This is a genomic window from Pseudomonas sp. NY8896, assembly GCF_039634505.1.
Map to the genome: position 1 here is coordinate 1,854,233 of NZ_CP132350.1, position 23,958 is coordinate 1,878,190.

Consider the following 23,958-nt stretch of genomic DNA (forward strand, 5'->3'; position numbering starts at 1 on the left):
TGGGGTTACCACAGCGCCACGCTGTAGCTGACCAACAGCCTCACTTCGTCGGCGTCGCGGGCGAAGTTGGAGCGGAAGGTGGCGTTGCGCAGGCGCACGGCGACGTTCTTCAACGGGCCGCTTTGTACCACGTACTTAAGTTCCGTGTTGCGTTCCCACTCTTTGCCTTCACCGCCGGCCGCACGGCTGACGTTGTCACCGCTGATGTAGCGGGTCATGAAGGTCAGGCCGGGCACGCCGAGCGCGGCGAAGTTGTAGTCGTAGCGCGCCTGCCAGGAGCGTTCGTCGGCACCAGCGAAGTCGTTGATCTGGACGAAGTTGACCAGGTACGGGTCGGCGCCATCGACATAGGGGAAGGCGCTGTCGCCAGACAGTTGCTGCCAGGCGGCGCTGACCTTGTGCCCGCCCAAGGCGTAGCTGAGCATGCCGTTGAAGGTGGTGTTGTCGATGTTGCCGGCCTTGGCGGCGCCGGCGTCGTCGCTCACCGCCAGGCGCAGGTCGGCGCCCAAGGTGCCTGGGCCCCATGGCTGGGTGGCGACCATGCCGATGAAGTGCTGGCGGTAGATATCGTCGAGCTGGGCGAAGTGGTAGCTGCCGGTGATACGGTCGGTGAACTGGTAGTCGAGCCCGCCCAGGGCCAGGTTGTCGGCGCTGAAGGTGCCACCGAAGCGGCCGTTCTTGTTGTTCAGCGCCAAGTCTTCCCAGTTGGTGTCGTTGCGGTCCTTGGCCTTGTCCAGGCGGCCACCGGTGAAGGTCAGGCCCTTGATCTCCTTGGAAGTAAGCAGGCCGCCCTCGAAGGTTTGCGGCAGGATACGCCCGTCGTTGGGCTGCAGCGTTGGCAGCTCGGGGATCAGGGTGCCGATCTTGAGCTCGGTCTGGGAGATCTTCACCTTGCCGGTCAGGCCCAGCTTGGAATACTCATCGGCAGCCTTGCCGTCATCGTGGGTCGGCAGCAGGCCAGTGTCGGTACGGTCGGGGCTGGAGTCGAGCTTGATGCCGAGCATGCCCAATGCGTCCAGGCCAAAGCCCACGGTGCCATCGGTGTAGCCGGACTCGAAGTTGAGGATGAAGCCCTGGGCCCATTCGTCGCGCTTGGACTGCTGCGCGCTGGTGCCGTCGCGGAAGTCGCGGTTGAAGTACATGTTGCGGGTTTCGAAGGTGGCCGTGCTGTCTTCGAAGAAGGCGGCCTGGCTCATCGGGGCGACACCGGCAAGCGCGAGGGCGCTGGCGATGGCAGAGGGGCGTGCGGCAAAGGAACGGGTAGGCGCGAACGCCTGCGGCTGCGATGACAGCATCGTCGATGACTCCGTTTATTGTTCTTATTCGTTGCACCTTGCTGGTGCTTTTTTCGGCGCGAAGGGCGACCGTGGTGCGATGCTAGGCAACGAACCTTTCGCTAACCTTTCAGCGAGAAAGGTTTGTTACAAGGGGCTTCACAGGCGGGGTGACAGCGGTACACTCCGCGCCACTGCCCCACCCGAGCAGGGAGAATCCGATGCGTGTACTGCTGGTCGAAGACCACCTGCAACTGGCCGAAAGCGTGGCCCTGGCCTTGAAAAGCCACGGCCTGACCGTGGATGTGCTGCATGATGGCGTGGCTGCCGACCTGGCCCTGGCCAGCGAGGAATACGCTGTGGCCGTGCTGGATGTCGGCTTGCCGCGCATGGACGGCTTCGAGGTGCTGGCGCGTCTGCGCGGCCGTGGCAAGACCTTGCCAGTGCTGATGCTGACCGCGCGCAGCGACGTCAAGGACCGTGTTCATGGCCTGAACCTTGGCGCCGACGATTACCTGGCCAAGCCGTTCGAGCTCACTGAGCTGGAAGCAAGGGTCAAGGCCTTGCTGCGCCGCAGCGTGCTCGGTGGCGAGCGCCAGCAGCGTTGCGGGCCGCTGGTCTATGACCTGGACACCCGGCGCTTTACCCTCGGTGCAGATAACCTGACCCTCACCTCGCGCGAGCAAAGCGTGCTGGAAGCGCTGATCGCCCGGCCGGGCCGGGTGATGAGCAAGGAGCAACTGGCTGCCCAGGTGTTCGGCCTGGACGAAGAGGCCAGCCCCGACGCCATCGAAATCTACATCCACCGGCTGCGCAAGAAGCTCGACGGCCACCCGGTGGCTATCGTTACTTTCCGTGGCCTTGGCTACCTGCTCGAGCACCGCGATGCGTGACAACGGTAGCCTGCGCGGGCGCTTGCTGGGCAACCTGGCGTTGCTGCTGGTGGTACTGATGCTGGCCAGCGGCCTGAGTGCCTACTGGAACGGCCGCGAAGCCGCCGACACCGCCTACGACCGCACCTTGCTGGCCTCGGCACGAACCATCGCCGCAGGCCTGTCGCAACGCGATGGCTCGTTGAGCGCGGATGTGCCCTACGTAGCCTTGGACACATTCGCCTACGACAGTGCCGGCCGCATTTACTACCAGGTACTGGACATCAAGCAGCGGCTGATTTCCGGCTACGAGAACCTTCCGCCGCCACCGCCCGGCACGCCGCGCACCGACGACTACCCGGCCTTGGCGCGGTTCTACAACGCCACTTACCTGGGCCAGGACGTGCGCGTGGTGAGCCTGCTGAAGCCGGTAAGCGAGCCGAACATGAACGGCATGGCGGAAATCCGCGTGGCCGAAACCGAGGAAGCGCGGGTGCGCATGGCCCGTGGATTGATGGCCGATACCCTGCTGCGCCTGGGCATGCTGGCGTTGGCTGCGCTGGTGATGGTGTGGTTTGCCGTGAGTGCCGCCTTGCGGCCGTTGGAGCGCCTGCGCACAGCGGTAGAAGAGCGCCAGCCTGACGACTTGCGCGCCTTGCCGGTGGTGCAGGTGCAGCGCGAGCTGAGCCCGCTGGTGCGGGCCTTGAACCACTTTACCGAGCGCTTGCGTGGCCAGTTCGAGCGCCAGGCGCAGTTCATTGCCGACGCCGCCCACGAACTGCGTACGCCGCTGGCAGCGCTGAAGGCGCGGGTCGAGTTGGGTTTGCGCTCGTCCGAGCCGCAGGAGTGGCGACAGACCTTGGAGTCAGCGGCCCAGGGCACCGACAGGTTGACCCATCTGGCCAACCAGCTGCTGTCGTTGGCGCGGGTCGAGAATGGCGCACGGGCAATTGCCGAAGGTGGCGCGCAACGCCTGGACCTAAGCCAGTTGGCGCGCGAGCTGGGCATGGCCATGGCGCCCCTGGCGCACAAGCGTGGAGTGGCGCTGGCGCTGGAAGCCGAGGCACCCGTGTGGCTCAAGGGTGAGCCGACACTGTTGAACGAGCTGTTGAGCAACCTGGTGGACAACGCCTTGGCGCATACGCCAGCGGGTGGCAACGTGATTTTGCGGGTCGTTGCGCCGGCGGTGCTGGAAGTGGAGGACGACGGGCCCGGTATTCCCGAGGCTGAGCGCGAGCGGGTGTTCGAGCGGTTCTACCGCCGCAGTGCCCAGGGCAGTGGGCTTGGGTTGGCGATTGTTGGCGAAATCTGCCGGGCGCATCTGGCGCAGGTGAGCCTGCATGATGGCGAGAAGGGCGGGTTGCGGGTGCGGGTAAGTTTTATCGCAGATTGATGGCCCTGCCAGGGCTTCGCACCGGTCAGCGCAACATGCTCCGCGCCTCAAGCAGTTCGTCCACCTCCAGCTCGGTGCCAAACGGCAGCCCCAGATGGCGGTACGCCGGCAGTGCCGCCAACGGCCGGTGGCGGCCGCGCTGGCTGATGCAGCGGGCGATCTGCACGATGTCGATGTAGTCGATCTTGTCGGTCTGCCGGTCCAGGTCCTGAACCTGGCTCGGCAGGTTGACAAGTTGTTCCGGAAACTCCCAAGCCTTGAGGATCTTGTCCCCCAGCACCGGCTGAATCTGCTCGATCACGTAATGCAGGCAAACCGGGTCGGACAACAGCTCGTTGTGTTCTTCGGCATAGATCAGTACCGGCAGTGCGCCAATCTGGTTGACCAGGCCGCCCAAGGTCGCCTGGTCGGGCTTGAGTTGCGTGTATCGGCGGCACACTTCGTAGCTGATGCCCGCCACCTCCAGGCTGTTAGCCCATATGTCTCGCAGCTTTTGCTCAACCGCCGGCGAGCGGGCATGGAAAATCTGCTCGATCACCAGGCCGATGGCCAGGTTGCAGCTGTAGTTGATGCCCAGCCGTGTGATGGCGGTGTGCAGGTCGGTAACCTCGACCGCCGCGCGCAGCAGCGGGCTGTTGACGACCTTGATCAGGCGCGCTGAAAGGGCCGCGTCACGACCGATCACCTTGCTCAGGGCCGCTACGCTGATCTCGCTGTCTTCCGCTGCCTCGCGGATGCTCAAGGCAACCTCGGGCAGGGTGGGCAGGACCAGGTCATCCTTTTCGATGGCGTCGAGCAATTGTGCTTGAACCATCTCGGCCAGCTTGTTCATGGGCATGTCTACCGCAGTGGTGGTGCGGCCCCGCCACAGGGACGGGGCAGGCTGGTCAGCGTTGGATTTCCCGGTCGCGGTCCAGTTCGTAAGGCAGGGTCAGCACTTGCAGGCGCGGGCCTTCGAGGCTGCCCAGGTGCAGGTTGTCGTCTGCCACCGCATCGGCGCTGAGCACCGCGAGCAGTTCGCAGCCCGGACCGTTGCTGGCCGCAATGACCACTTCACCGACCGACGAACCATGGGTGGGCGAGAAAATCTCGGCACCCGGGGCCGGAATGGCCTGCTGGTCCAGTGCCAGGCGGTACTGACGGCGTTTGAGCTTGCCCAGGTACTGCATGCGGGCGACGATTTCCTGGCCGGTGTAGCAGCCTTTCTTGAAGCTGACGCCATCGACAGCCTGCAGGTTGATCATCTGTGGGATGAACAGTTCATGGGTCTGCCCCATGACCTGGCCGATACCGGCGCGAATCTGCCCCAGCAGCCAATCGTTGACACTGCCCTCGGGCAGGGCTGCGGCGAGGGCCTGGCGTACAGGCTCGGCGTCGGCCGCCGGTACCCACAGCTCCACGCGGCCAGCGGATACCGCAACAGCGATCAGCCCGGCATGGCGCACAGTGCTGCCGGCGGCCGCGGGCACATCGAGCCCCAGCGCCTGCAGCGCAGCGTCTCCACCCTGCAGGCCGAAGCGTGCCCAGGCGCTGCTTTCGTCGGTCAGCGTGGCCTTGGAGAACACAGCGTACTTCTTAAGGTCCGCCAGTTGTGCGTCGAGCAGTTCGCTGGCCATGGCCAGCAGGTAGCCGTTGCCTTCAGGCACGATGCGGAAGCTCGACTGCATGCGCCCCTTGACCATGCAGCGGGCACCGAGGCTGGCGTGCTCCTGGCTGAGGTAGTTGATATTGCAGGTCAGCTGGCCTTGCAGGAACTTGCCTGCATCGGAGCCGCGGACAGCGAGGATGCCCTCGTGGGACAGGGGGCAGAAGAAAGCGGAATCGGCCATGGGTCATCGCGGTGGCTAAAGACTGGCGGCCATCATAGAACGCCGGTAACAAAATAGGTAGGTGACTAGACCAACGCCCGGTGTCGCCTGACGCGCCTGGCTGTATACTGGCGGGCCATTCGAGGAGGGCCCCATGGTCGAACAAACTGAACTCAACCGGCTTTTCTGGCACAGCCGCCGCGGCATGCTGGAACTGGACGTGCTGCTGGTGCCTTTCACCCAGGAAGTCTACCCCACCCTCAACGAGACTGATCGTGAGCTTTATGTGCGTCTGTTGAGCTGTGAGGATCAGGACATGTTCGGCTGGTTCATGGAGCGCACCGAGTCGGAAGACCCGGAGCTGCAGCGCATGGTCCGCATCATTCTGGACCGTGTCCAGCCCAAGTGAGTGCTTCGAGTGCCGTTGGCAAGGCTCGCGCCTGCTGCTGACGGCCTACTTGGCCTGCCAGGCAGTGGCGTGGCTTGCCGTGTGGGCGAGCGCGCTGCCTGGGTGGTTGGCTTTTTTTGTTGTCGCTGCCTGTCTTGCCCACGCTAGCTGGGCCATTCCTCGTCGTATCTTGTTGACCCATGAGCATGCCGTTGTCGGCCTGCGGCGTGATGCGCGCGGCTGGCAGGTGTTCAGCCGTGCCTGCGGGTGGCAGCCGGTGCGGCTGTGTCGGGATAGCGTGGCGTTGCCGGGGTTGGTGGTGGTGCGCTTCGAGCGGGCGGGGCGATGGTGGGGGGAGAGCCAGTGCATACCGCGGGATGCGCTGGGGGCTGATGAGCATCGGCGCATGCGGGTGCGGTTGAAGTTCGGTCGGCGGCGCTGGGCTGAGGTGGGAATGGGGCAGGGCTGAGAAGTGTTCGACGTAGCGGGGGCAGCGCCTGTGAGATCGAGGGCCGCCCGCGCGGCGCTCGATCTCACAGGCGCTGCAAATGTCAGACCGGACTGAGAACGGTATCCTTGGCCTCGTCCAACATCCCCGGGTAATCCAGGGTGTAATGCAACCCACGGCTCTCCTTGCGCTGCATCGCCGACAAGATCATCAGCTCGGCGACCTGCGCCAGGTTGCGCAATTCGATCAGATCGCGGCTGACCTTGTAGTTGCTGTAGAACTCGTCGATTTCATCCAGCAGCAGCCGAATGCGGTGCTGGGCCCGCTGCAGGCGCTTGCTGGTGCGCACAATGCCCACGTAGTCCCACATGAACCGCCGCAATTCGTCCCAGTTGTGCGCAATGATCACGTCTTCGTCCGAGTCGGTGACCTGGCTGGCATCCCAACCGGGCAGCGCTTTGGGCATGGGCACTTGCTCCAGATTTGCCTGGATGTCAGCGGCGGCAGCGCGGCCATAGACGAAGCATTCCAGCAGCGAGTTGCTCGCCATGCGGTTGGCGCCGTGAAGGCCGGTGAAGCTGGTTTCACCGATGGCATACAAACCTGGCACGTCGGTATGGCCGCGGTCGTCGACCATCACCCCGCCGCAGGTGTAGTGCGCAGCAGGTACCACCGGGATGGGCTGACGAGTGATGTCGATGCCAAAGGCCAGGCAGCGCTCGTATACGGTAGGGAAGTGGCTCTTGATGAAATCGGCTGGCTTGTGAGTGATGTCCAGGTAGACGCAGTCCACGCCCAGGCGCTTCATTTCGTGGTCGATGGCGCGGGCCACGATGTCGCGGGGGGCCAGCTCTTCGCGTGGGTCGAAGCGTGGCATGAAGCGTTCGCCGTTGGGCAGGCGCAACAGGGCGCCCTCGCCGCGCAGGGCTTCGGTGACCAGGAAGCTCTTGGCCTGTGGGTGGTACAGGCAGGTCGGGTGGAACTGGTTGAATTCCAGGTTCGCCACCCGACAACCGGCTCGCCAGGCCATGGCGATGCCGTCGCCACAGGCGCCGTCGGGGTTGCTGGTATAGAGATAGACCTTGGCCGCACCGCCAGTGGCCAGCACGGTGAAGCGCGCACCAAAGGTGTCTACCTCACCGGTGTTGCGGTCGAGCACGTAGGCGCCAAGGCAGCGTTCGCCGGGCAGGCCCAGGCGACGTTCGGTAATCAGGTCGACCGCCACGCGCTGCTCCAGCAGCTGGATATTCGGGCGCTGGCGAGCCTGCTCCAGCAGCGTGGTGAAAATGGCCGCGCCAGTGGCGTCGGCGGCATGGATGATGCGCCGGTGGCTATGGCCGCCTTCACGGGTGAGGTGGAACTCGAAGCCGCCATCATCGACGCTGTAGTGCTCGTCGCGGGTGAAGGGCACGCCTTGCTCGATCAACCACTGGATGGCTTCACGGCTGTGCTCGACGGTAAAACGCACCGCTTCTTCATGGCAAAGGCCGCCGCCAGCATTGAGGGTGTCTTCGACATGCGACTGGACGGTGTCAGTGTTGTCCAGCACCGCCGCGACGCCGCCTTGGGCCCAGAAGGTCGAGCCGTTGGCCAGGTCGCCCTTGCTGAGCACGGCAACGCGTAGGTGGCTGGGGAGGTTAAGTGCCAGGCTGAGACCGGCGGCACCGCTGCCGATCACCAGGACATCATGTTGGAATTGTTGGCTCATGTCGGGACACTAGTAATCTTTGGAAGGGGCGCGGCACAATAGTCACGCGCAGATGGCATTGTGAAACTATCGTTAAACTTGGCCGGGATGCCTTTATAGCAGCCCCGGGTGGCCAATTTCCATGCCACTTGCCAGGTTGCGGCAACCTTTGTGGGAACTTTCCGGCATGGCCGGAAATCCTATGAAGGCTGCCCGTACGCCACAATTTGCCGCGGCGACGCAGGGCGGCAGGCCTGTCCGGGCTGCTCCTGCGTATTCGAAACCTGATTATCGACGTTAGCCGGCCGTGACCGCGCAGCGTCTTCCGTGCAAGCCGACCAAGGGCTGCAGGAAACTTGCTTGGAGGGGAGAACTTTTGCGCAAAGCCCGAGTCTATGGTTGCAAGCCTGAACGATGGCTGTTGCAGCGCTCCTTCGAGTTCACTGAGGAGTGTTCATGCTAACCCAGGAAGAGGATCAGCAGCTTGTCGAGCGCGTTCAGCGCGGCGACAGGCGAGCGTTCGATCTGTTGGTGCTGAAGTATCAGCACAAGATTCTCGGGTTGATCGTGCGGTTCGTTCACGACACCCACGAGGCCCAGGATGTAGCACAGGAAGCCTTTATCAAGGCCTACCGTGCGCTTGGCAACTTTCGCGGCGACAGTGCGTTTTATACGTGGCTGTACCGCATCGCCATCAACACGGCGAAGAACTACCTGGTGTCCCGTGGAAGACGGCCGCCAGACAGCGATGTGAGCTCCGAGGATGCGGAGTTTTACGACGGCGATCATGGTCTCAAGGATCTCGAGTCCCCAGAGCGCTCGTTGTTGCGGGATGAAATCGAAGGCACTGTCCATCGCACCATCCAGCAGCTGCCCGAAGACCTGCGTACGGCATTGACCCTGCGCGAGTTCGACGGACTGAGTTACGAAGACATTGCCAGTGTCATGCAATGTCCGGTGGGTACCGTGCGCTCTCGAATCTTCCGCGCTCGGGAGGCCATAGACAAAGCCCTGCAGCCGTTGTTGCAGGAAACCTGAGACAGCGGCGACAGCCAAGAGAGGAACCGCCATGAGTCGTGAAGCTTTGCAGGAATCGCTGTCCGCGGTGATGGATAACGAAGCGGACGAACTGGAACTGCGTCGGGTGTTGAACGCCGTCGACGATGCCGAAACCCGTGCCACCTGGTCGCGTTACCAGGTTGCCCGTGCAGCCATGCACAAGGAGTTGCTGCTGCCCAACCTGGATATCGCCTCGGCGGTGTCTGCTGCGCTGGCCGACGAAGCCGTGCCCGCCAAGGTCAAGAAAGGCCCGTGGCGCAGCATAGGGCGCCTTGCGGTAGCCGCCTCGGTGACCGTAGCGGTGCTGGCCGGTGTACGCATGTACAACCAGGACGAAATCACGGGTGCCGAGCTGGCTGCCCAGCAACCTGTCCAGCAAGGTCTGAGCGTGCCACAAGCACAGGGCCCGGCTGTTTTGGCAGGCTATAGTGAGAGCAGTGAGCAACCGACCGGGCCAATGGCCAATGGCGTGCTGCAGAACCAGGCCGGCTGGGATCAGCGTCTGCCAGGTTACCTGCGCCAGCATGCCCAGGAATCCGCGCTCAAAGGCACTGAAACGGCATTGCCGTATGCCCGCGCCGCCAGCCTGGAAAACCGTTAAGTAAGGAGGATCATGCGCGCGCTACCTCTCCTGTCGCTGCTGATTGGCAGCTGCATGACGGTGCCAGCATTGGCGGCCAACTCCTCGCCCGAGGCGAGTGAATGGCTGAACAAGCTGGCACAGGCCGAGCAAAAACAGAGCTATCAAGGCTCTTTCGTCTACGAACGCAACGGCAGCTTCTCTTCCCACGATATCTGGCACAGGGTCGAGGACGGCAAGGTCAGCGAGCGGCTGTTGCAGCTCGATGGCGCCGCCCAGGAAATCGTGCGCGTGGATGGCAAGGTGGCGTGTGTCAGCGGGGCCTTGGTCAGCGGTGTTACGACGCCGCCGGATACCGCGCCACGTGTACTTGATCCGCTGAAACTGATGGGCTGGTACGATTTGAGTGTGGCAGGCAAGTCACGGGTCGCCGGGCGCGACGCCGTGATCGTCACGCTCACGCCACGCGACCAGCACCGCTATGCGTTCGAATTGCATCTGGACCGTAACACTGGCCTGCCGCTGCGCTCGTTGATGCTCAACGACAAGGGGCAGTTGCTGGAGCGCTTCCAGATGACTCGCCTCGATACCGACGAATTACCCAGTGATGCTGACCTGCGCCCCAGTGCCGCGTGCAAACCGGTGCAGCATGTGGCGTCCGGCAGCAATGACACGGTCGCCGGCTGGCGTTCGGACTGGTTGCCACCTGGTTTCGAACTGGTCAACAGTTCGGTGCGCCAGGACTCCAAACGCAACAGCTCGGTCAGCAGCCTTATGTATGACGATGGCCTGGCGCGTTTCTCGGTGTTCCTCGAACAAGTGAACGATGATGGCGGTACGGACATGCGCACCCAGCTGGGCCCGACTTCCGCTGTCTCGCGCCGTCTGAACACGCCCAAAGGCAAAGTGATGGTGACCGTGGTTGGCGAAATACCACTGGGTACGGCAGAACGTGTCGCCTTGTCGATGCGCCCACAGGATGCCCAGGCACGTCAATAATGGCGTGCTTTTGCGGGCCATGCCAAGGCAGGTGGACATACGGCTGAAATGAAATTAAAGCATTGTCATTTGCAATCCTTCGGCAAATTTTCTATAGGTCAGGCTTCTTGGAGCCTGGCCTTTCCTGCTTTGTGCAGGGGTCTTTCTAAACTACCGCTCGTTGTGACGGGAGCCGTATGTCAATACCACGCTTGAAATCCTACCTAACGATGTTCGCCGCCGTGCTCATGCTCGGCCAGGTGCTCACCGCCCAGGCCGAGGAAGCCCTGCCGGACTTCACCAGCCTGGTCGAGCAGGCCTCGCCGGCGGTGGTCAACATCAGTACCAAGCAGAAGCTGCCGGATCGCCGCATCGCTGCAGGGCAGATGCCGGACCTGGAAGGCCTGCCGCCGATGTTCCGCGAGTTCTTCGAACGCAACATGCCGCAACAACCGCGCTCGCCACGCGGTGACCGCCAGCGCGAGGCGCAGTCGCTGGGCTCGGGCTTCATCATTTCCAGTGATGGCTACGTGCTCACCAACAACCACGTGGTCGCCGACGCCGACGAGATCATCGTCCGCCTGTCGGACCGCAGCGAGCTGCAGGCCAAATTGGTCGGCACCGACCCGCGTACCGACGTGGCCCTGCTGAAGGTCGAGGGCAAGAACCTGCCGATCGTGAAGCTGGGTGATTCCGAGAAGCTCAAGGTGGGTGAGTGGGTACTGGCCATCGGTTCGCCGTTCGGCTTCGACCATTCGGTGACCAAAGGTATCGTCAGCGCCAAGGGCCGGACCCTGCCCAATGACACCTACGTACCGTTCATCCAGACCGACGTGGCCATCAACCCGGGTAACTCCGGTGGTCCGCTGTTCAACATGAAGGGCGAAGTGGTGGGTATCAACTCGCAGATCTTCACCCGTTCTGGCGGTTTCATGGGCTTGTCGTTCGCCATCCCGATCGATGTGGCGATCGATGTCTCCAACCAGCTGAAAAAAGACGGCAAGGTCAGCCGTGGCTGGCTGGGTGTAGTGATTCAGGAGGTCAACAAGGACCTGGCTGAATCCTTCGGCCTGGACAAGCCTGCGGGTGCCCTGGTGGCCCAGGTATTGGAAAACGGCCCGGCTGCCAAGGGCGGCCTGCAGGTGGGTGACGTGATCCTCAGCATGAACGGCCAGCCTATCGTCATGTCGGCCGACCTGCCGCACCTGGTTGGCGGCCTCAAGGATGGCGAGAAGGCCAAGCTGGAAATCATCCGCAACGGCAAGCGTCAGAACCTGGACATCAGCGTGGGCGCACTGCCGGACGACGATGCCGACATTGGCACTGGCGCCGAAGGCAGCGCCGAGCGCAGCAGCAACCGCCTGGGCGTATCGGTGGCCGACCTGACCGCCGAGCAGAAGAAATCCCTGGAGCTCAAGGGAGGCGTGGTCATCAAGGAAGTGCAGGATGGCCCCGCAGCCATGATTGGCCTGCGCCCGGGTGATGTCATCAGCCACCTGAACAACCAGGCCATCGGTTCGGCCAAGGAATTCACCGAAATCGCCAAGGAGCTGCCGAAGAACCGTTCGGTATCGATGCGCGTCCTGCGTCAGGGGCGCGCCAGCTTCATCACCTTCAAGCTTGCTGAATAAGCGGTTTCGCAAGGCGAAAAGGGCAGCTTCGGCTGCCCTTTTTCATGAATCTTCACAATTGCGGGGGTGATTGCTGTGTACAGTCGGACAGAGGAATCTCCCATATCCCAGCAGCTTAAGGTACAATTCCCGGCTATTTTTCGGCGGGCGTCCGGCTCGCAGCCTTTTCGAGTGTTGACCTGTGAGTGATTTGAGTCATATCCGCAATTTCTCCATCATCGCCCACATCGACCATGGCAAGTCGACGCTGGCCGACCGTTTCATCCAGATGTGCGGTGGCCTGTCGGCACGCGAAATGGAAGCCCAGGTGCTCGATTCCATGGACCTGGAGCGTGAGCGCGGTATCACCATCAAGGCCCACAGCGTCACGCTTCACTACAAGGCGCAAGACGGCAAAACCTACCAGCTGAACTTCATCGACACCCCCGGTCACGTCGACTTCACCTACGAAGTCTCGCGCTCGCTGGCGGCCTGTGAAGGTGCACTGCTGGTGGTCGATGCTGGCCAGGGCGTTGAAGCCCAGTCCGTGGCCAACTGCTACACCGCCATCGAGCAGGGCCTGGAAGTCATGCCGGTCCTGAACAAGATGGACCTGCCCCAGGCCGACCCGGACCGCGTCAAGGACGAGATCGAGAAGATCATCGGTATCGACGCTACCGACGCCGTGGCCTGCAGCGCCAAGAGCGGCATGGGCGTGGACGAGGTGCTCGAGCGCCTGGTGCACACCATCCCAGCGCCGGAAGGCGAAATCGATGCACCGCTGCAAGCGCTGATCATCGACTCCTGGTTCGACAACTACCTGGGCGTGGTCTCGCTGGTGCGCGTGCGCCATGGCCGTGTAAAGAAAGGCGACAAGATTCTGGTCAAGTCCACCGGCAAGGTGCACCTGGTCGACAGCGTCGGTGTATTCACCCCGAAACACACCCAGACCGCAGATCTGAAAGCCGGTGAAGTGGGCTTCATCATCGCCAGCATCAAGGACATTCATGGTGCGCCGGTGGGTGACACCCTGACCCTGTCGTCGACCCCTGAGGTCGAAGTGCTGGCTGGTTTCAAGAAAATCCAGCCACAGGTTTACGCCGGCCTGTTCCCGGTCAGCTCCGACGACTTCGAGGATTTCCGCGATGCACTGCAGAAGCTGACCCTGAACGACTCGTCCTTGCAGTACATGCCGGAAAGCTCCGACGCACTGGGCTTCGGCTTCCGTTGCGGCTTCCTGGGCATGCTGCACATGGAGATCATCCAGGAGCGCCTGGAGCGCGAATACGACCTGGACCTGATCACCACGGCGCCGAGCGTGATCTACGAGCTCGAGCTCAAGACCGGCGAAACCATCGTCGTCGACAACCCGTCGAAGCTGCCGGATGTCTCGTCCGTCACCGACTTCCGCGAGCCGATCGTCACCGCGACCATCCTGGTGCCGCAGGAGCACCTGGGCAACGTCATCACCCTGTGCATCGAGAAGCGTGGCGTTCAGCGCGACATGCAGTTCCTCGGCAGCCAGGTGCAGGTGCGTTACGACATGCCGATGAACGAAGTGGTGCTCGACTTCTTCGACCGTCTCAAGTCCACCAGCCGCGGCTATGCTTCGCTGGACTATCATTTCGATCGCTACCAGTCGGCCAACCTGGTCAAGCTGGACGTACTGATCAACGGCGACAAGGTCGATGCCTTGGCATTGATCGTGCACCGTGACAACGCGGCCTACAAAGGCCGAGCGTTGACCGAGAAGATGAAGGAACTGATCCCTCGGCAGATGTTCGACGTGGCGATCCAGGCAGCCATTGGCGGCCAGATCATTGCGCGGACAACCGTCAAGGCGCTCAGAAAGAACGTACTGGCCAAGTGCTACGGTGGTGACGTCAGCCGTAAGAAGAAACTGCTGGAGAAGCAGAAGGCCGGTAAGAAACGCATGAAACAGGTGGGCAACGTGGAGATTCCACAAGAAGCCTTCCTCGCCGTGCTCAGGTTGGATAGCTAGGTCCTATGTCGCTAAATTTCCCGCTGTTGCTAGTCATCGCCGTCTTCGTCTGCGGTCTGCTGGGCTTGATCGACCTGCTGTTCCTGGCCCCGCGCCGGCGTGCGGCAATCGCCAACTATCAGGGCAGCGTCAGCCAGCCCGAGATGGCGGTGGTCGAACGCCTGAACAAGGAGCCGTTGCTGGTCGAGTACGGCAAGTCGTTCTTCCCGGTGCTGTTCATCGTGCTGGTGCTGCGTTCGTTCCTGGTCGAGCCGTTCCAGATCCCGTCGGGTTCGATGAAACCGACGCTGGAAGTGGGCGACTTCATCCTGGTGAACAAGTTCTCGTACGGCATTCGTCTGCCGGTGATCGACAAGAAGGTCATCGAGGTCGGTGATCCGCAACGCGGTGATGTGATGGTGTTCCGTTACCCGAGCGACCCGAACGTCAACTACATCAAGCGTGTAGTAGGCCTGCCGGGCGACGTGGTCCGCTACACCAACGACAAGCGGTTGTTCGTCAACGGCCAGCCGATTGCCGAACAACTGGTGGGCAGCGAACCGGGCACCTTGGGCAGCGCGCAGCTGTACAAGGAAAAGCTCGGCGAGGCCGAACACCTGATCCGCAAGGAGATGAGCCGTTATCGCATGCCGCCGGACCAGCAGTGGACCGTGCCGGCAGGCCATTACTTCATGATGGGCGACAACCGCGACAACTCCAACGACAGCCGTTTCTGGGATGACCCGAACATTCCCAAGGAACTGCACGGCATGGTTCCGGACAGGAACATTGTCGGCAAGGCCTTCGCGGTGTGGATGAGCTGGCCAGAGCCCAAACTCAGCCATCTGCCCAACCTGTCGCGGGTCGGTCTGATCCATTGATACCCATCGGCGCTGTCCAGCAGACAGCGCCGAATGCATTTCTGACATAGGCTGTGTTCTCAGGGATCGGGAGATTCGCCGCACATCGCGCGGCGCACCACAGCCAAACAGTCTTTCAGGATGTTGATTTGAACAACGCGTTGAACAACCAACGGGTGGCCGCATGACTGCTTCCCTTGCCCGTCTGGAGCGAAAGCTCGGTTACACCTTCAAGAACCAGGACCAGATGCTCCTGGCGCTGACCCATCGCAGTTACGCCGGGCGCAACAATGAGCGCCTGGAGTTTCTCGGCGATGCCATTCTCAACTTCGTCGCCGGCGAAGCGCTGTTCGAGCGCTTCCCGCAGGCCCGCGAAGGCCAGCTTTCGCGCCTGCGCGCGCGCTTGGTCAAGGGCGAGACCCTGGCCCGCCTGGCCCGTGGTTTCGACCTGGGCGAATACCTGCGCCTGGGTTCGGGTGAGCTCAAAAGTGGCGGTTTCCGTCGCGAGTCGATCCTGGCCGACGCCCTGGAGGCACTGATTGGTGCCATCTACCTGGACGCTGACATGGACACTGCCCGGGAACGCGTCCTGGCCTGGCTGGCCGACGAGTTCGAGGGCCTGACCCTGGTCGACACCAACAAGGACCCGAAAACCCGCCTGCAAGAGTTCCTGCAGTCGCGCAGCTGTGAGCTGCCGCGTTACGAAGTAGTGGATATCCAGGGTGAACCGCACTGCCGCACCTTCTTCGTCGAATGCGAAGTGGTACTGCTGAACAACAAGAGCCGTGGTCAGGGCGTTAGCCGGCGTATCGCCGAGCAAGTCGCCGCCGCGTCTGCACTGATCGCCCTGGGCGTGGAGAATGGCAATGACTGATAACAACCCGACTCGCTGCGGCTACGTGGCCATTGTCGGCCGCCCCAACGTGGGCAAGTCGACCCTGCTCAACCACATCCTGGGCCAGAAGCTCGCGATCACTTCGCGCAAGCCGCAGACCACCCGCCACAACATGCTCGGCATCAAGACCGAGGGTGATGTACAGGCGATCTACGTTGATACCCCTGGTATGCACAAGGCCAACGACAAGGCCTTGAACCGCTACATGAACCGCAACGCCTCGGCGGCCCTGAAGGACGTCGACGTGGTGATCTTCGTGGTCGACCGCACCAAGTGGACCGACGAGGATCAACTGGTGCTGGAGCGTGTGCAGTACGTGACCGGCCCGTTGATCATTGCGGTCAACAAGACCGACCGCATGGAAGAGAAGGCCGAGTTGATCCCGCACCTGCAGTGGCTGCAGGAGCAACTGCCGAACGCCGAAGTCATGCCGATTTCCGCGCAGCAGGGGCACAACCTCGACGCGCTGGAAGCACAGATCGCCAAGCACCTCCCCGAGAACGATCACTTCTTCCCGGAAGACCAGATCACCGACCGCAGCAGCCGCTTCCTGGCTGCCGAGCTGGTGCGCGAGAAAATCATGCGCCAGTTGGGTGCGGAGCTGCCTTACCAGATCACCGTGGAGATCGAGGAGTTCAAGCAGCAGGGCCATGTGCTGCACATTCACGCGCTGATCCTGGTTGAACGCGACGGCCAGAAGAAAATCATCATTGGCGACAAGGGCGAGCGTATCAAGCGTATCGGCTCTGAGGCGCGCAAGGACATGGAGGTGCTGTTCGACTCCAAGGTCATGCTCAACCTGTGGGTCAAGGTGAAAGGCGGCTGGTCCGACGACGAGCGCGCCCTGCGTTCTCTGGGCTACGGCGACCTGTAAGTTACCTCAGCGCACGGGTCGTCCTGTGGGAGCGGGCAAGCCCGCTCCCACAATTACATCTGGCCCCCCAGAGATAGTGCATGGACCAACCCACCCCCCAGCCAGCCTATGTGCTGCACAGCCGAGCCTACAAGGAAACCAGCGCGCTGGTGGACTTCTTCACCCCCCAGGGCCGCGTGCGCGCCGTGTTGCGCCGCGCGCGCAGCAAAGGGGGCAGCCTGGTGCGGCCGTTCGTGCCGCTGGAGGTGGAGCTGCGTGGACGTGGTGAGCTGAAGAATGTCGGGCGTATGGACAGCGCTGGTACCGCCGCCTGGCTGCACGGCGATGCTCTGTTCAGCGGGTTGTACCTCAACGAATTGCTGATGCGCCTGCTGCCCGCCGAGGCGCCGTTCCCGACCCTTTTCGAGCACTACACCTTGACCTTGCAGGCCTTGGGCGCCGGGCGCCCGCTGGAGCCGCTGCTGCGCTCTTTCGAATGGCGGCTGCTGGACGAGCTCGGTTATGCGTTTTCCTTGCAACAGGACGTTAATGACCAACCTGTCGCTGCCGACGGCCTGTACCGTTTGCGCGTGGATGCCGGCTTGGAGCGGGTCGAGTTGGCACAACCCGGCTTGTTCCGTGGTACCGAACTGCTGGCTTTGGCCGAAGCCAACTGGGAGGCCCCAGGTGCCTTGCTGGCTGCCAAGCGCCTGATGCGCCAGGCACTGGCGGTTCACCTGGGGGCAAAACCGCTGGTCAGCCGGGAACTGTTTCGCAAGCGCTGATCACGACGTATGCTGTGGGGCTCAATCTTCAGGAGAGCCTTTCGTGACTCACAGCAACCGCATGCTTCTTGGCGTAAACATCGACCACGTGGCGACCCTGCGCCAGGCCCGTGGCACGCGTTACCCTGACCCGGTCAAGGCTGCCCTGGACGCCGAGGAAGCGGGCGCCGATGGCATCACTGTGCACCTGCGCGAAGACCGCCGGCACATCCAGGAGCGGGATGTGGTGGTGCTCAAGGATGTGCTGCAGACGCGCATGAACTTCGAGATGGGCGTTACCGAAGAGATGATGGCGTTTGCCGAGAAGATTCGCCCGGCACACATCTGCCTGGTACCCGAAACCCGTCAGGAGCTGACCACCGAAGGTGGCCTGGACGTGGCAGGACAGGAAGCTCGGATCAAGGCTGCCGTTGAGCGCCTGGCGCGTACCGGTGCCGAGGTGTCGCTGTTCATCGATGCCGATGAGCGGCAGATCGAGGCCTCGCGTCGGGTTGGCGCGCCGGCGATCGAGCTGCACACCGGGCGTTATGCCGATGCCCAAACCCCAACCGAAGTGGCTGAAGAACTCAAGCGTATCGTCGATGGTGTGGCGTTTGGTGTGGGGCAGGGGCTGATCGTCAATGCTGGCCATGGGTTGCATTACCACAACGTCGAGGCAGTCGCGGCAATCAAAGGCATCAATGAACTGAACATCGGCCATGCGCTCGTGGCACATGCCTTGTTCGTTGGCTTCAAAGCTGCTGTGGCGGAGATGAAAGCCCTGATCGTAGCGGCTTCGCGCTGATTTGTTGGTTGCCTGTACCGGCTTTGTCGCAAGTACAGGCAGCTGATCATTCGCCAGGAAACACCAGGGTAAAGCGGGTAGGCCCCAAGGGGCTGCTGCTCACTTCGACCCGACCGCCATGCAACTGCATGATCGATTTGACGATTGCCAGCCCTAAACCGGTCCCGCCCTCCAACCGCGAACGCCCCGCGCCCACCCGGTAGAACCGTTCGAACAAGCGTGACTGGTGCTCTGCAGCAATACCAGGCCCTCGGTTCTCCACCGCTAGCCGTACTTCGTTGCCCGCACGCTCGATACGCAGTTCGACGGGCTCACCTTCCGGGCTGTGCCGAATGGCATTGCTCAACAGGTTTGACAGTGCTCGCTGGAACATCAGCCGGTCACCCTGTGCAGTCCCCCAGCCCTGAACGCGTAGCTCAACTGCCTTCAGCTCGGCACTGAAAGTAAACAGCTCGACAACCCGCGCTGTCTCGTCAGCCAGCGCCAAGGGTTTTAACGCGACTTGTGCTTGCGGCTGGTTGACCTGGGCGAGAAACAGCATGTCGTTGATGATGCGGTTGAGCCGGGTCAGCTCTTCGATGCTGTCTTCCAGCACTTCCCGATAGTTCGCATTGTCCCGCTCACGGGCCAGTGTCACCTGCGTCTTGCCCATCAGGTTGCTCAACGGCGTACGCAGTTCATGGGCCAAATCGTCAGAGAACTGCGACAGCTGGCTGACACCCTGATCCAGGCGGTCGAGCATCACGTTAATGCTGCTGGCCAGTTCCGCCAGCTCTTGCGGCAAGCCGGTAGAGGGCAGGCGGTGTTGCAAGTCTTGGGCGGACACCTGCCCGGCAATGCGCCGGAAGTGCCGCAACGGCTTCAAGCCACGTTGCATCAGCCACCAGGCACCCGCACCAATCAGGACCAACAGCAGCGGCAACGCCAGCAAGGTGGAGTGCAGGTAGGCCTGCAGCAGGGCGTTGTCGTCGGCGCGGTTGAGCGACATCATCACCTTGACCGGCGTGTTGTCGCGCAAGCGCATCTGCCGGGTAACGGTGAGCATCTGGTTGCCGCTGCTGTCGCGCCATTCGTGAAAGGCCAGGCGGGCATCGGTGTGCAGTTCGCCGACTCGCGCTTCCAGGGCTGGGCCGAGGCTGAGCAGGTGCGGGTGGCGGCCGTCCAGCGCCAGCACGCTGAGGCTCAGGTTGTCATGCCCCATCACCAGGTCGAGCAGTGGATGGGCGCGGGTGCCCAGGTCTTCGCTGCGCAGGTCGACGCGCAGGTTGTGCTCGACCTGCAACATTTTGCGCGCCAGATCCTTGCGCGCGCGGCTGTCCAGTTCGTGATCCAAGGCGAACACGGCCAGGCAGGCCAGCAGCATTACCAGGGCGGCGCCCATCAGTGTCACGCTCAGGCCCAGGCGCAGTGACAGGCTGGGGTTTCTCAAAAGCGCGCCTCAAGTACATAGCCCACGCCACGCAGGGTGTGAATCAGCTTGTTATCGAACGGGTCGTCGATCTTGGCCCGCAGGCGCCGGATCGAGACCTCGACCACGTTGGTGTCGCAGTCGAAGTTCATGTCCCACACCAGCGAAATGATCTGCGTGCGCGACAGCACTTCGCCTGTCTGGCGCATCAGCAGGTGCAGCAGGGCGAACTCCTTGGCGGTCAGGTCGATGCGCTGTCCGGCGCGGTAAGCGCGGTGGCGGCCGGGGTCCAGTTCCAGGTCGGCGACCCGCAGGGTGCTGGGCTGCAGTTGCTGGTCGTTGCGGCGCAGCAGGCTGCGGATGCGCGCCAACAGCTCAGGGAACTCGAAGGGTTTGAGCAGGTAGTCGTCGGCGCCCAGGTCCAGGCCTTTGACCCGGTCGGCCAGGCGGCCGTGGGCGGTAAGCATCATGATGCGCGTTGCCGACTCGGCGCGCAGGCGTTGCAGCACGGTCCAGCCATCGAGTTCAGGCAGGTTGACGTCGAGAATGACCAGCTCATAGGGCTGTTGACGGGCCAGGTGCAGGCCATCGGTGCCAGTGTGGGCGCAGTCGACCACATAGCCGTTCTCGCGCAGGCCTTGTTGCAAATAGTCGGCGGTTCGCAGCTCGTCCTCGATGATCAGTAGGCGCATGGGTTGCTCGGTATGATGAAAGGGGGGCGATTCTCGACCCTGTAGTGACATCAGGGTCAAGCAGCAGGATGTTACGGCATGCAAATGGCGCTGCGGCGCAGATAACCGATTTGTAATCCTGGCGTAATCTGGCTGCCTGCCAGGGCCACATTGCAGGACTGTAATCCCCGCCTCACCTTGTCGTTAGCTAGCCCTCGCTAGGATGGCCGTGTCTGATCGGTTATCACGAGGCAACCACGATGAACCTGACCAAATACCTGCTGTTGGCCACCCTTGCCCTGGGCAGCGCCAGTGTCTATGCCGAGGGCGGTGCGGAGCGCTCGAAGCAGTTCTGGCAAGCCTTCCGCGAAGACCAGCAGCGCCTGCATGGCGACAAGCAACAGGCTGTTGCGGAGCGCGAGCGCAAGGCGCAAGAGAAGGCCCGCGAGGTGGCCAAGGACTGAGGTAACAACACCTGCGCCGCGACAGCTCCTCGCCGCAGGTGTATTCAGGCGCCCAGACGGGCGCCTTTTTTATTTGCGCGCCAGCAGGGTGGCGCGGCGAGGGGCCGGTAGGCCTTCGAGGGTTTTGCTATGGTCGTTCGGGTCGAGGAAGTCGCCCAGCGACTGGTAGCGCATCCACTCGGTGCTGCGCTGCTCCTCGACGCTGGTGACACTAACGTCGACGCAGCGTACATCGCTGAAGCCGGCACGGCGCAACCAGCGGGCCAGGGCCGGTACCGACGGCAGGTACCAGACGTTGCGCATCTGTGCGTAACGGTCCTCTGGCACCAGCACCTGGTTTTCGTCGCCTTCGATCACCAGGGTTTCCAGCACCAGCTCGCCACCTTTGACCAAACAGTCCTTGAGCGCCAGCAGGTGCTCGATGGGCGAGCGGCGGTGGTAGAACACACCCATGGAAAATACCGTGTCGAAACCTTCCAGGTTGGCGGGCAGGTCCTCCAGGGCGAACGGCAGGTGCCAGGCTGGCAGCTCCGGCAGGTACTGTTGCACGGCCTGGAACTGGCAGAAGAACAGCCAGTTGGGGTCGACGCCAATCACCATGTCCGCACCGGCACCGAGCATGCGCCACTGGTAGTAGCCATTGCCACAGCCAACGTCGAGCACGCGCTTGCCCTTGAGGTTCAGGTGCGGGCTTACCCGCGACCATTTCCAGTCCGAATGCCACTCGGTGTCCACATGCACGCCAAACAGGTCGAACGGCCCTTTGCGCCAAGGCGACAGGCCCATCAGTGCCTGGCGCATCTGCGCGCGGGTGGCGTCGTCGCAGTCGCAGTCCAGGCGTAGCCCGTTGACCAGGTCTATTTCGCTGGGTTGCAGGGTGGGCAGGGCTTGGAGTGCACCGCGCCAGCGGTCGAGGTCACCGTGGCCCTTTTCCAGCTTGGCTTCCAGTTGCGCTTGCAGGCCTTGCGACCAGGAAGCCAGGGGCGTACCCGCCAGACGGCGGACGAGAGGGGACAGATCGATCATGGCAGGGCTATCAACGAGGCGAAGTTAAGGCATTGGAACCAGGGCACCACTTTCGAGAAGCCGGCAGCGCGCAGGCGCTCCTGATGGGCTTCGAGCGTATCGGGCCTCATCACGTTTTCAATGGCGCTGCGCTTCTGGGCAATTTCCAGTTCGCTGTAGCCATTGGCCCGCTTGAAGTCCAGGTGCAGTTCATTGAGCAGATCCTGCTCTTGCTCATCAGCGAAGCGCAGTTTCTCCGAAAGGATCAGTGCGCCACCCGGCAGCAGCGCCTGGCGGATACGCCCGAGCAGTTCCAGGCGCTGGTCGGGGGCGATGAACTGCAGGGTGAAGTTCATCGCCACCACCGAGGCGGGCTCGAAGGGCAGGGCAAGGATATCGGCTTCCAGCACTTGCACCGGCAGCAACTCCTGGAACATCGAGTCCTGGGCGGTGAGGTACTGGCGGCAGCGCTCGACCATGGCGGCGGAGTTGTCCACCGCGATCACCCTGCAGCCATCGCTGCGTACATGGCGACGCAGCGACTGGGTGACGGCACCCAGTGAAGCACCCAAGTCGTACAACGCGGTGTTTGGCTGGGCGAATCGTGCGGCCAGCACGCCGAGGTTCTCGACGATGGTGGGGTAACCGGGCACCGAGCGCTTGATCATATCCGGGAACACGCGCACCACGTCTTCGTTGAACACGAAGTCGGGCACCTGCTCCAGGGGTTGGGCGAAAAGGCGGTCGGGTTGTTTGCTCACGGCGGGCTCGATACAGGGTGAAACGGGGGCGCATTTTATCCCAATGGCCACGCATCTTGCCATGGTAATGCTCAGGGACGGAAGGTTCATGCCGAGGTTAAAGAACTTTCCCACAGCGTTAAGTTACAGCGCTTAATGAATTGAGTACGGTTCAAGTGGAAGCTTTGAGTGCAATTAATTTATTGGCCTTATGGATTGAACTATGAATGTGACGACTGGGTGGGAAGCACTGCCCGTAGATGAACTTGACCCCATGGCCAAGGTGAAAATGCTGCCGGAGCGCTACTTTTCATTTCTTGGAAATCGGATGGGCAACAGTCAGCAAATCGGAAGTTTACTGACGGCCGAGAACCTTAAAGCTATCAAGAAATACGTCAATGTCGTCAATCAGCTACCCCGTACGCAGGCAGAGATTGAACGGGAGGTCGACTACGGTGCTCTAGGGGTTGATGTGACGATGGTCAATGACCTTTATGTTGCGTTGCACCGGCATGTCTATGAATGGGACATACTGGAGCGCAGTATCAAGCAGTTAGGTCCTGAAATTGAATTGTTTGCTGAAAGCCTGGTGCAGCGCGGCGGTAACTTGCTGGATAACCTTGAAAATAGCGAGGTTTTCGCAGCACTCAAAAAGCGCAAGGCTGAGCAAGGGAGTAATGTCTACACGCAGGAGTTCAGTGAAGAAGAGCAAGCTCAGATCACAAACCTGCTCACACCTGGCATCACTGAGCTGGTCAGAGAAATCGAAAGCACTCAGCGGCGAATCGATGATGTCGATGCGCGTGCCAACTGGTTCAACAATGAAATAAAACGTGAGCTCAAACCGCGCATGGGGCGCTTGCTGAAGCACTTCGATGAGAAGGTGTCCCCTGAGGGAACCCTGGAGAAACGCAGGCAGCTCGATCAATGGGATGAGCAGATCGATCAATTGAAGTCCGAGTACGATGCCAATGTGGGTTATGCGTTCACCGGTATGGTGTTAGGGCCGATTGGTCTGGTTATCACCGGGGGCGTTTTCGGCAGCCAGGCGGAACGCATCAGGGCCACGAAGAATGCGTTGATTGAACAGCGCGATGAGCTGGCGCGTGCGTTGGCCATGGTGGCGCCTGCCTTGAAAGACTTTGAGCGCGTTTCGACGCTGGTCAGGGACTTGCAGTTCAGATGCAAAGATCTGTCGGCGGCGACCAAGCGCTTGGCCGATGTCTGGTTGTTCCTTGCCTCGTATGCCAGTACCTCGGTCAGTGAAGCCAAGGAACTGGGTACGATCACCCAGCTCGAGTCCTTCGTGCATGATTTTTCCGAAGTCATAAAACCGTGGGCCAAGATAGGAAATATCTGCCACACGCTGTCCCAACTGTTCAATGAGCTGGTTGACGAATATGAGGAAGCTTGAC

Annotated in this window: 24 protein-coding genes; 16 read left to right on the forward strand and 8 right to left on the reverse strand. The window is 62.0% G+C overall.

The window, feature by feature from the left end; genetic code table 11:
- Positions 1 to 5: 5 nt before the first annotated feature.
- On the reverse strand, positions 6 to 1,295 hold the full coding sequence (locus tag Q9451_RS08325; protein WP_012273942.1) for an OprD family porin: 1,290 nt from the start codon (positions 1,293 to 1,295) through the stop codon (positions 6 to 8).
- 200 nt (positions 1,296 to 1,495) lie between these two features.
- Here Q9451_RS08325 and Q9451_RS08330 point away from each other — a divergent pair, with 200 nt between their 5' ends.
- Positions 1,496 to 2,167, forward strand: coding sequence for a response regulator (locus tag Q9451_RS08330; RefSeq protein ID WP_012273941.1), 672 nt, complete (start codon positions 1,496 to 1,498; stop codon positions 2,165 to 2,167).
- Positions 2,160 to 3,539, forward strand: coding sequence for a sensor histidine kinase (locus tag Q9451_RS08335; protein WP_060514034.1), 1,380 nt, complete (start codon positions 2,160 to 2,162; stop codon positions 3,537 to 3,539). Before Q9451_RS08330 ends, Q9451_RS08335 begins: the two co-directional genes overlap by 8 nt.
- 25 nt (positions 3,540 to 3,564) lie before the next feature.
- On the opposite strand, the gene Q9451_RS08340 is transcribed toward Q9451_RS08335, so the two are convergent.
- Together Q9451_RS08340 and Q9451_RS08345 are read right to left on the reverse strand one after the other, a co-directional pair.
- Positions 3,565 to 4,371: an HDOD domain-containing protein gene (locus tag Q9451_RS08340; protein WP_041166581.1), complete on the reverse strand. Its 807-nt coding sequence runs from the start codon at positions 4,369 to 4,371 to the stop codon at positions 3,565 to 3,567.
- Positions 4,372 to 4,426: 55 nt separating this feature from the next.
- On the reverse strand, positions 4,427 to 5,368 hold the full coding sequence (locus tag Q9451_RS08345) for a folate-binding protein YgfZ (RefSeq protein ID WP_012273938.1): 942 nt from the start codon (positions 5,366 to 5,368) through the stop codon (positions 4,427 to 4,429).
- 133 nt (positions 5,369 to 5,501) lie between these two features.
- Here Q9451_RS08345 and Q9451_RS08350 point away from each other — a divergent pair, with 133 nt between their 5' ends.
- A complete protein-coding gene (locus Q9451_RS08350; RefSeq protein WP_003252043.1) occupies positions 5,502 to 5,756 on the forward strand; it encodes a succinate dehydrogenase assembly factor 2 in 255 nt (84 codons plus the stop codon).
- Entirely contained in the window at positions 5,740 to 6,204 is a 465-nt protein-coding gene (locus Q9451_RS08355; RefSeq protein ID WP_012273937.1) for a protein YgfX, read from the forward strand. Before Q9451_RS08350 ends, Q9451_RS08355 begins: the two co-directional genes overlap by 17 nt.
- An 82-nt stretch (positions 6,205 to 6,286) precedes the next feature.
- Here Q9451_RS08355 and nadB read toward each other — a convergent pair whose 3' ends face one another.
- Entirely contained in the window at positions 6,287 to 7,891 is a 1,605-nt protein-coding gene (nadB, locus tag Q9451_RS08360) for an L-aspartate oxidase (protein WP_060494207.1), read from the reverse strand.
- A 435-nt stretch (positions 7,892 to 8,326) separates the two neighbouring features.
- Between nadB and rpoE the strand changes: the two genes are divergently transcribed.
- The 10 genes from rpoE to pdxJ all read left to right on the forward strand — a co-directional run bounded on the left by rpoE (position 8,327) and on the right by pdxJ (position 18,255).
- Positions 8,327 to 8,908: an RNA polymerase sigma factor RpoE gene (gene rpoE / locus Q9451_RS08365; RefSeq protein ID WP_003252049.1), complete on the forward strand. Its 582-nt coding sequence runs from the start codon at positions 8,327 to 8,329 to the stop codon at positions 8,906 to 8,908.
- 31 nt (positions 8,909 to 8,939) lie between these two features.
- The gene (locus Q9451_RS08370; protein WP_003252050.1) at positions 8,940 to 9,530 is read left to right on the forward strand and encodes an RseA family anti-sigma factor; all 591 of its coding nucleotides are present in this window, start codon (positions 8,940 to 8,942) and stop codon (positions 9,528 to 9,530) included.
- Between the two features lie 12 nt (positions 9,531 to 9,542).
- Complete coding sequence (locus tag Q9451_RS08375) at positions 9,543 to 10,508, forward strand: MucB/RseB C-terminal domain-containing protein (protein WP_012273931.1); 966 nt, start codon at positions 9,543 to 9,545, stop codon at positions 10,506 to 10,508.
- A gap of 176 nt (positions 10,509 to 10,684) precedes the next feature.
- Positions 10,685 to 12,118, forward strand: a complete 1,434-nt coding sequence (locus Q9451_RS08380; protein ID WP_012273930.1) for a DegQ family serine endoprotease — start codon at positions 10,685 to 10,687, stop codon at positions 12,116 to 12,118.
- 181 nt (positions 12,119 to 12,299) lie between these two features.
- Entirely contained in the window at positions 12,300 to 14,099 is a 1,800-nt protein-coding gene (gene lepA, locus Q9451_RS08385) for a translation elongation factor 4 (RefSeq protein WP_041166580.1), read from the forward strand.
- 5 nt (positions 14,100 to 14,104) lie between these two features.
- The gene (gene lepB / locus Q9451_RS08390) at positions 14,105 to 14,959 is read left to right on the forward strand and encodes a signal peptidase I (RefSeq protein WP_012273928.1); all 855 of its coding nucleotides are present in this window, start codon (positions 14,105 to 14,107) and stop codon (positions 14,957 to 14,959) included.
- 163 nt (positions 14,960 to 15,122) lie between these two features.
- Positions 15,123 to 15,812 carry a ribonuclease III gene (rnc, locus tag Q9451_RS08395; RefSeq protein WP_012273927.1) on the forward strand — a complete coding sequence of 230 codons (690 nt, stop codon included), beginning with the start codon at positions 15,123 to 15,125 and terminating at the stop codon, positions 15,810 to 15,812.
- Positions 15,805 to 16,707, forward strand: a complete 903-nt coding sequence (era, locus tag Q9451_RS08400) for a GTPase Era (protein ID WP_012273926.1) — start codon at positions 15,805 to 15,807, stop codon at positions 16,705 to 16,707. The genes rnc and era overlap by 8 nt, the downstream gene beginning before the upstream one ends.
- 80 nt (positions 16,708 to 16,787) lie before the next feature.
- Positions 16,788 to 17,471 (forward strand): DNA repair protein RecO, encoded by a 684-nt coding sequence (gene recO / locus Q9451_RS08405; RefSeq protein WP_071984657.1) that lies wholly within the window; start codon positions 16,788 to 16,790, stop codon positions 17,469 to 17,471.
- Between the two features lie 43 nt (positions 17,472 to 17,514).
- The gene (gene pdxJ / locus Q9451_RS08410) at positions 17,515 to 18,255 is read left to right on the forward strand and encodes a pyridoxine 5'-phosphate synthase (protein WP_012273924.1); all 741 of its coding nucleotides are present in this window, start codon (positions 17,515 to 17,517) and stop codon (positions 18,253 to 18,255) included.
- Between the two features lie 46 nt (positions 18,256 to 18,301).
- Here pdxJ and Q9451_RS08415 read toward each other — a convergent pair whose 3' ends face one another.
- Positions 18,302 to 19,684, reverse strand: coding sequence for a heavy metal sensor histidine kinase (locus Q9451_RS08415; RefSeq protein WP_012273923.1), 1,383 nt, complete (start codon positions 19,682 to 19,684; stop codon positions 18,302 to 18,304).
- Positions 19,681 to 20,355 carry a heavy metal response regulator transcription factor gene (locus Q9451_RS08420; RefSeq protein ID WP_012273922.1) on the reverse strand — a complete coding sequence of 225 codons (675 nt, stop codon included), beginning with the start codon at positions 20,353 to 20,355 and terminating at the stop codon, positions 19,681 to 19,683. Before Q9451_RS08420 ends, Q9451_RS08415 begins: the two co-directional genes overlap by 4 nt.
- Positions 20,356 to 20,594: 239 nt before the next feature.
- Here Q9451_RS08420 and Q9451_RS08425 point away from each other — a divergent pair, with 239 nt between their 5' ends.
- A complete protein-coding gene (locus Q9451_RS08425; RefSeq protein ID WP_003252072.1) occupies positions 20,595 to 20,798 on the forward strand; it encodes a hypothetical protein in 204 nt (67 codons plus the stop codon).
- A gap of 69 nt (positions 20,799 to 20,867) precedes the next feature.
- Here the strand turns inward: Q9451_RS08425 and cmoB are convergent, their stop codons facing one another.
- A complete protein-coding gene (cmoB, locus tag Q9451_RS08430) occupies positions 20,868 to 21,824 on the reverse strand; it encodes a tRNA 5-methoxyuridine(34)/uridine 5-oxyacetic acid(34) synthase CmoB (RefSeq protein ID WP_012273921.1) in 957 nt (318 codons plus the stop codon).
- A complete protein-coding gene (gene cmoA, locus Q9451_RS08435) occupies positions 21,821 to 22,564 on the reverse strand; it encodes a carboxy-S-adenosyl-L-methionine synthase CmoA (protein ID WP_041166579.1) in 744 nt (247 codons plus the stop codon). Before cmoA ends, cmoB begins: the two co-directional genes overlap by 4 nt.
- A 202-nt stretch (positions 22,565 to 22,766) precedes the next feature.
- Between cmoA and Q9451_RS08440 the strand changes: the two genes are divergently transcribed.
- The gene (locus Q9451_RS08440) at positions 22,767 to 23,957 is read left to right on the forward strand and encodes an alpha-xenorhabdolysin family binary toxin subunit A (protein ID WP_012273919.1); all 1,191 of its coding nucleotides are present in this window, start codon (positions 22,767 to 22,769) and stop codon (positions 23,955 to 23,957) included.
- Position 23,958 lies beyond the last annotated feature (1 nt).